Annotated in this window: 4 protein-coding genes; 2 read left to right on the top strand and 2 right to left on the bottom strand. The window is 73.1% G+C overall.

Annotated features, from left to right (window positions below):
* Window positions 1-11 precede the first annotated feature (11 nt).
* Window positions 12-1556, bottom strand: coding sequence for an alpha/beta hydrolase (locus RIM90_RS28240; RefSeq protein WP_309063588.1), 1545 nt, complete (start codon window positions 1554-1556; stop codon window positions 12-14).
* A gap of 135 nt (window positions 1557-1691) precedes the next feature.
* A complete protein-coding gene (locus RIM90_RS28235) occupies window positions 1692-4466 on the bottom strand; it encodes a lysylphosphatidylglycerol synthase transmembrane domain-containing protein (protein WP_309063587.1) in 2775 nt (924 codons plus the stop codon).
* Between the two features lie 186 nt (window positions 4467-4652).
* Between RIM90_RS28235 and RIM90_RS28230 the strand changes: the two genes are divergently transcribed.
* Together RIM90_RS28230 and RIM90_RS28225 are read left to right on the top strand one after the other, a co-directional pair.
* Complete coding sequence (locus RIM90_RS28230; RefSeq protein ID WP_309063586.1) at window positions 4653-5027, top strand: MGMT family protein; 375 nt, start codon at window positions 4653-4655, stop codon at window positions 5025-5027.
* Window positions 5028-5284: 257 nt separating this feature from the next.
* Window positions 5285-7731 (top strand): ATP-dependent helicase (locus RIM90_RS28225; RefSeq protein ID WP_309063585.1); only part of this gene is annotated, 2447 nt, incomplete at its 3' end.

Here is a 7731-nt window from a genome sequence, read left to right as displayed (position 1 = left end):
ACGGTGCCCGCTCAGGAGCAGACGGTGCCGTCCTTCGGCACCTTCCCGTTCAGGAGATAGCCGTGCACCGCGTCCCGCACGCACTTGTTCCCGCTGTCGTAGGCCCCGTGCCCCTGCCCCCTGTACGTCAGCTCGACGCCGACCCCCTCGCCCAGCGCCTGCGCCATCCTGCGCGCCCCCTCGTACGGCGTGGCCGGGTCGCCGGTGTTGCCGATCACCAGGATCGGGGCCGCGCCGGGGGCGCTCACCTCGGGATGGTCGGCGGCTCCCCGAACCGCCCAGTCGGTGCAGCCGATCAACCCCCACGCCAGATAGTCGCCGAACAGCTCGGACGCGGCCCGGAACGCGGGCAGCCTGCGCTCCACGTCCTCGGTGTCGTAACGGGGCCTGTCGTCGGCGCAGTTGATGGAGACGTTGGCGGCGACGAGGTTGCTGTACTCACCGTTCTGGTTGCGTCCGTTCATCGAGTCGGACAGCACCATCAGAATCGTTCCGTCGCCGGCGTAGGCCTCCTCGAGGCCGTCGGTGAGGAACTCCCAGAAGTCCTGCGAGTACAGCGCCTGGGCGATCCCGTTGGTCGCCGCGGTCTGTGTCAGTTCGCGCGGGAAGAGGCCGGGGATCGGCTTGGCGTCGAGGTCCTTCAGGAACCCGGCGATGCGGTCCTTCACGTCCTGTGCGCTGTCGCCGACGGGACAGTCCTCGACCTGGGAGACGCAGTGCTCGGCGTAGTTGTCGAGCGCGAGCTGGAAGCCCCGCGCCTGTCCGAGCGAGCCCTGCTCGGGGGTCTGCGTGGGGTCGACGACCGCGTCGAACACCGCTCGGCCCACCTTCTCCGGGAACAGGTGGGCGTAGACGCCGCCGAGTTCGGTGCCGTAGGAGATGCCGAAGTAGTGCAGTTCGTCGTCGCCGAGGACCTGGCGCATCAGGTCGAGGTCGCGGGCGGCGTCCGTGGTGCGCACGTGCGGCAGGATCCGCTCGGAGTTCTTCTCGCAGCCCGCGTTGAACTCCCTGGTGTTGTCCAGGAGCTCGGTCCGCTCGGCACGGTCGTCGGGGGTCGCGTCCTGCTGGAAGTACGCGTCGAGCTGCTGGTCGTCGGCGCAGATCACGGGCGCGCTGCGGCCGACTCCGCGGGGATCGAAGCTGACCAGGTCGTAGCGGGTGCGCAGGGTCGCGTACTCCTCGCCGAACGCGGGGAGCGCGGTGACGCCGGAACCGCCCGGGCCGCCGAAGTTGAAGATCAGGGATCCGATGCGCTCGCTCGCCTCGCCGCTCGCCCTCGCCCGGATCAGCGCGAGGTCGATGGTGTCGCCCTCGGGTTCGTCCCAGTTCAGGGGCGCCTTCATGGTGGCGCACTGCCATTCGGCTCCGCCCGGCAGGGGCGAGGGGGCCGGGCCCCCGCCCTGCGCGTCGGACGGGGCCGGGCAGTCCCTCCAGCTGAGCTCCTGCTCCGTCAGCTCCTCGTCCCTGTCGTCCTCACCGCAGCCCGCCAGCAGCGCGGGCAGCAGTACGGCGCAGACGGTCAGGGCGGCGGCACGCAGGCGGAAGGGGTGGGACATGCTCCCATCCTGCGGTGCCCCGGGGCGGGACGCGCGGGGCACGGGCCGTACGAGGTAAGGGTCCGGGACCGGGCCCACGCCGTTTTCCCCTGACGTGTGTGCCGGGTGCTCGCCGCTCCTGCCGCCCTCGCGCTCCTACAGTGCTTCCTTGCGCGTGAGGTGGTTGAAGGCCAGCCATCCCGGCAGGACCGGCAGCCACAGCGTCAGCAGCCGGAACAGCAGCACCGCCGGCGCGGCGACCTCCTTGGGGAGTCCGACGGCGATCAGGCCGACCGTCAGGGTCGCCTCGACCGCGCCCACACCGCCGGGCGTCGGCGCCGCCGATCCCAGCGCGTTGCCCGCGAGGAAGACGACGGCGACACTGGCGATGCTGATCGAGGTCGTCTCGTCGCCGAACGCCCGGATCGAGGCGTCCAGGCACATCACGAAGCAGGCCGTGAGCAGCAGCATGCCGCCGATGCCGGTGACCAGCTTCTGCGGCCGCTGCAATACGTCGAGCATGCGCGGTACGACCCCGGCGAAAAGTGACCGCACGCGCGTGACGACGAATTTCCGCAGGAACGGCACCGAGGTCACCACGAGCACCAGCACCGCCACCGTCAGCAGACCCGCGATGACCGTGCGGGACGGCGACAGGGAGGGCGTCTTCTCGGTGCCGGTCAGGTAGCCGAAGGACAGCAGCATCAGGATGTGACAGCCCAGCCCGAACAACTGGGACGCGCCGACACTCGCCACCGCGAGCCCCGGCCGCACTCCCGCGCGCTGGAGGAAGCGCGTGTTCAGGGCCACACCGCCCACCGCCGCCGGGGCGACGATCTTCACGAAGGACCCGGCGACCTGGGCCGCCACCGTCCGCAGGAACGGCACCCGCTCCGGCACGAACCCCAGCAGCGCCAGAGCGGCCGCGAAGTAGCTGGCCGCCGAGAACAGCACGGCCGCGATCACCCACCCCCACTCGGCGTTGGCGATCAGCGGCCCGAACTCGATGTGCGTGAGCTGCGTCAGCAGGAAGTACGCGCCGATCGCGCCGGCGATGAAACTGATCAGCGTCCGCGGCCGCACCCGCTCCAGGCGGGCCGGTTCCACCGGGGCCTGCGGCCTGATCCGCAGCACCTCGTGCCGGATCTGGGTGAGGAGGTCCTCCTCGCGTGCCTCCTCCAGGGCCTCGTCGATGGCCCGCTTCTCGGCCCGCTGTTCCGCGCGTACGGCTTTCTTGGCTTTCTTGTCGGGCTTCTCGGGCGCGGGCTTGCCGGTGTCGCCGGCGGCGGCCTGCTCCGCGCGGAGCAGCCGGGCCTGCCGGGAGGCCTCCAGGACCGCCTCACGCTCGCGCTCCGCCCGTTCCCGGGCCAGCTTGCGCAGGGTCGCGCGCGTGGAGCGGCTCAGCGCGATGGGCTGGAGCATCGGCAGGCAGTCCGCCACGGCGTCGGGACCGAGGACGCTCAGCGCGGAGGCCACCGCCCGTTCGGCGCCCACCCTGAGGCCCAGCGTCACGAGCAGCTGGGAGACGTCCATGCGCAGCAGCAGATCGCCGGCCGCGATCTCGCCGATGCGCAGGTCGGTGAGGATCACCGTGCCGGAGCGATCCACCAGGATCGCGTCGCCCACCAGCCTGCGGTGCGCGATACGGCGGGACTGCAACGCCCGTACCTGGCACCAGGTGTCGTGCAGCAGTTCGTCGGTGATCTCCTCGTCCGGCAGCGAGTCGAGTGTGCGCCCGCCGCTGTGCTCGTAGACGAGCATGACCGCGTCGGGGCCGAGCTCGGAGGTCGCGATCAGCTTGGGCGCGTTGGCGCCGGCCGCGATGGCCGCGTACGCCAGCAGCGCCTCCTGTTCCAGGGCCTGGCGCAGCGACTGGAGGCTGCTGCGGGTGGCGAAGCCGCGCAGGGTCAGATTGCGCCACGCGCGGTAGAAGAAACCCTGTGCCTGCTGCTCACGGTCGACCACCGTCACGTCCAGCGGCGGGCCGTCCTCCAGGGTGACGAAGTACCGGCGTCCCCGGTCTCCGGCCTCGGAGGCGTCGCCGGACTCCTCGCGGGATGCGCTCACGGGGCGGAATCCGACGGTCCGCAGGCCCGCCATCAGGGTCCGGCCGGTGGGGCGCACGTTGGGCGAGCCGACCGCGTAGAGGGTGCCGTAGGCGACGGACCAGCCGATCAGCACCGTCAGGATGATCGAGAACGGGGTCGTGTACCCGGTGACGAGCATGGAGAAGGCGTCGAGGAGCAGGACCACCCACAGCACCGCGCGCCATTTGGGTCTGCGCGACATGCCGACGGCCGTCATGTACGCGATGACCGGGGCCAGATAGCCGTGCACGGGATCGGTCAGGGCGTTGAGGTCGCCGGGGGAGGGCTGGGTGAGCGCCTCCTGGATCGAGTCGGGGGCGGCCCGCGCGACCCACAGGTCCGTGGCGAGTGTCACACCGTGCGCGAGGACGGCGGCGAGCACGCCGTCGGCGATCCGCAGTCCGTCCCGTTTGATCAGCCGCTCGATGGCGAAGGCGACCGGCACCAGGAGGATCGCGATGCTGGAGGCCAGGCCCGCGATCTTGATGAGCAGGTCGGGTGCCTGCCCGGTGCCCTTGGTGATGTCCTGTTCCAGGCCCGAGGTGGTGCCGTGGGCGAACGCGGCGATCGCCAGCAGCACCACGACGGCGAGGACGCCCACGAGGAGCCGCATGAGGTCGGACGGGCGGTGCACCCGTGCGGGCAGCAGAGGCTCGTCGCCCTCGACCTCGTCGATGTGCGCCGTGTCGGCGTCGTCGGTGTCCAGAGCGGCCCTCTTCCGGGCCGCCTCGGTGCCGGCGCCCTTCGTGTCGGCGTCCTTCGGGTCGGCGCTCGCGGTGTCCGGGCGCGGCGAGGCGTCAGGGGTGCCCTCCGCGTCCCCGGGGTGCGCGCCCTGCTGCTTCATCGTCTCTTCTTGGTCTCGTATCACCAGTCACCGCCCGCACGATGGTGGCATGCCGCACCGGCACAAGGGGGCATCAGGGTCCATGTGCAGGGCCGCACAGTCTGCCCGAAGCGGTGCTCCGGGGCGAGGCGAGCGCACGCGCGCGTGCACGTGGAGTTGTCGGTGGGGTGGTGCAGGATGGGTCGGATGAGTCAGGAGAGCCTTCCGTCCGATGCCGTCCCGGAGCCCCCGGGCGCCCTGCCCGAATACGCCGAGCGGGTCCTCGAGGTGGCCGAGCTGATCCCGCCGGGTCGTGTCATGACGTACGGCGACGTGGCGGAGTGGCTGGGGGAGGGCGGGCCCCGGCAGGTCGGGCGCGTGATGGCCCTCTACGGGGGAGCCGTTCCGTGGTGGCGCGTCGTCCGCGCGGACGGTGTCCTGCTGCCGGGCCACGAGCTGAGAGCGCTCGGCCACTACCGCGCGGAGGGCACGCCCCTGAAGGAGGCGGGCCGGGCCGCGGAGGGCCATGTGCCGCGCCTCGACATGAAGCGTGCGCGGTGGGACGGCGAGGGACACACCTAACAGCTTCCGCCATTGCGCGCGCCGCTGTGTGACTTGTGCTCCGTCACGGGGAAACGGAGCACGTCCGTGGCATGACGTACGTTCGTGGGGGAAGGGGCAGGCGCGTCGTGAGTGCAGCGAGGGAAGAAGCGGAAGTCCTGCTTCCGTGCTTTTCACCGGCGTAGCGTCGGCTGCGCGAGCCCCCTTCACCCCGGGTCCACCGCCCTCCACGCGCGGCGGACTGCCCAACAGCACACCCACCAGGACCGGCGAACCACGTGAGCTCCTCTTCTTCCACCAGCGGCCTGTCGCACCCCGAGGTGCGGCGGGGGAGCCGTGGCGCTTATCGACTGGTGCGTACCCCGCCGGCTCGCGTGAACCCCCCTCGATTGGACGCCGCACAGCGCTCCGTGGTTGACCACGAGACCGGACCGCTGCTCGTTCTCGCAGGTCCGGGCACCGGAAAGACCACCACGCTCGTCGAGTCCGTGGCCGCGCGGATCGCCCGCGGCGGGGACCCCGAGCGCATCCTGGTGCTGACGTTCAGCCGCAAGGCGGCCGTCGAGCTGCGCGACCGCATGGCCCTGCGCATGGGCGCCGCGCGCGCCCCGCAGGCGACCACGTTCCACTCGTTCTGCTACGCCCTGGTCCGCGCCCACCAGGACAGCGCCCTCTTCGTGGAACCGCTGCGGCTGCTGTCGGGACCCGAGCAGGACGTCACCGTCCGGGAACTGCTCGCCGGCCAGGCCGACCTGGAACGGCTCGGACTCGCTCACGTGCGCTGGCCGGACGAACTGCGCGCCTGCCTGACCACCCGCGGTTTCGCCGACGAGGTCCGCGCGGTGCTCGCCCGCAGCCGCGAACTGGGCCTCGGCCCCGACGCCCTGGACGCCTTCGCCCGCCGCATCGGACGCCCCGACTGGCGCGCCGCCTCCGCCTTCCTCGCCGAGTACCTCGACGTCCTCGACCTCCAGGGCGTGCTCGACTACGCCGAGCTGGTCCACCGCGCGGTGCTCCTCGCCCGCCGCCCGGAGACCGCCGGGCAGCTGGCCGCGCGGTACGACGCCGTCTACGTCGACGAGTACCAGGACACCGACCCGGCCCAGGTGCGGCTGCTGCACGCCCTGGCCGGCGGCGGACGCACCCTCGTCGCCTTCGGCGACCCCGACCAGTCGATCTACGCCTTCCGGGGCGCGGACGTCAACGGCATCCTGGAGTTCCCGTACGCGTTCCCCCGCGCGGACGGCCGCCCGGCCCCGGTCGAGGTGCTGCGCACCTCGCGTCGCGCGGGTGCCGCCCTGCTGGCCGCCACCCGGCTGGTGACCCGGCGCATGCCGCTGCCCCGCCTGCCCGCCGAGAAGGTCCGCGCCCACCGGGAGCCGACCCCGGTACGGGACGGCGGCCGGGTCGAGGTGTACACCTACCCGACGTCCGGCACCGAGCTGGACAACATCGCCGACATCCTGCGCAGGGCCCACCTGGAGGACGGTGTCCCCTGGAGCGACATGGCCGTCCTGGTGCGCGCCGGCTCCCGCACCCTCCCCACGGTCCGCCGCGCGCTCACCTCCGCGGGCGTCCCCGTGGACGTCGACGGCAACGACCTGCCCCTGCGCCACGAGCCGGCGGTGGCCCCGCTGCTGACGGCCCTGCGGGCGGTGGCGACGGCGGCGGCCGAGGGTCTCGGCCAGGGTGCGGGGGCCGTGACGGGGACCGCGGAGGCGGCGGCGGGAGAGGGAACCGACGAAGCCGCCGCGGACGCGGACCGTCCCGGAGCCGGCACCGACGACGTGCCGGAACCGTGCTGGCTCGACACCGAAACCGCCCGCACCCTGCTCACCTCCCCCCTCGCCGGCATGGACACCGCCGATCTGCGCCGCCTCGGGCGGGCCCTGCGCGAGGAGGAGCGAGCCGCGGGCAACCCGCTGCCGCCGCCCTCGGACGAGCTGCTCGCACGGGCGCTGGCCGAGCCGGAGCGGCTGGCCGTGCACGACCCCGCGTACGCGCGGGGCGCCCAGCGCCTCGGCGCGCTGCTGCGCAAGGCCCGCGAGCGCCTGGCGGGCGGCGGTACGGCCGAGGAGGCCCTGTGGGACCTGTGGGACGGCACGCCGTGGCCCCAGCGCCTGGAGCGCTCCGCCCGGCGCGGCGGCGCGGCCGGACGCAACGCCGACCGGGACCTCGACGCCGTGTGCGCGCTGTTCGCGACCGCGGCCCGCGCGGAGGAGCGCACCGGCGGCCGCGGCGCCCTGAACTTCCTGGAGGAGATCGAGGCCGAGGACATCGCCGCCGACACCCTCACGCGGCGCGCCGCACGCCCCGACGCCGTACGCCTGATGACCGCGCACCGCTCCAAGGGCCTGGAGTGGCGCCTGGTCGTCGTGGCCGGTGTCCAGGAGGGCCTGTGGCCGGACCTGCGCCGCCGCGGCTCCCTGCTGGAGGCCGACCGCATCGGCCGCGACGGACTCGCCGAACCCCTCACCCCGGGCGCCCTGCTCGCCGAGGAGCGCCGCCTGTTCTACGTGGCCGCCACGCGCGCGCGTGAACGTCTGGTCGTGACGGCGGTGAAGGCGCCCGCGGACGACGGCGACCAGCCCTCCCGGTTCCTGACCGAACTCGGCGTCGAACCCAAGGACGTCACCGGGCGCCCGCGCCGCCCCCTGTCCGTGGCCGCGCTCGTCGCCGAACTGCGCGCCACGACGGTCGACCCGCGCGTCTCGGACGCCCTCCG

The organism is Streptomyces sp., from assembly GCF_031181555.1.
In the GTDB taxonomy this organism is placed as follows: Bacteria; Actinomycetota; Actinomycetes; order Streptomycetales; family Streptomycetaceae; genus Streptomyces; species Streptomyces fimbriatus.
This window is presented reverse-complemented; position numbering and strand designations above follow the sequence as displayed.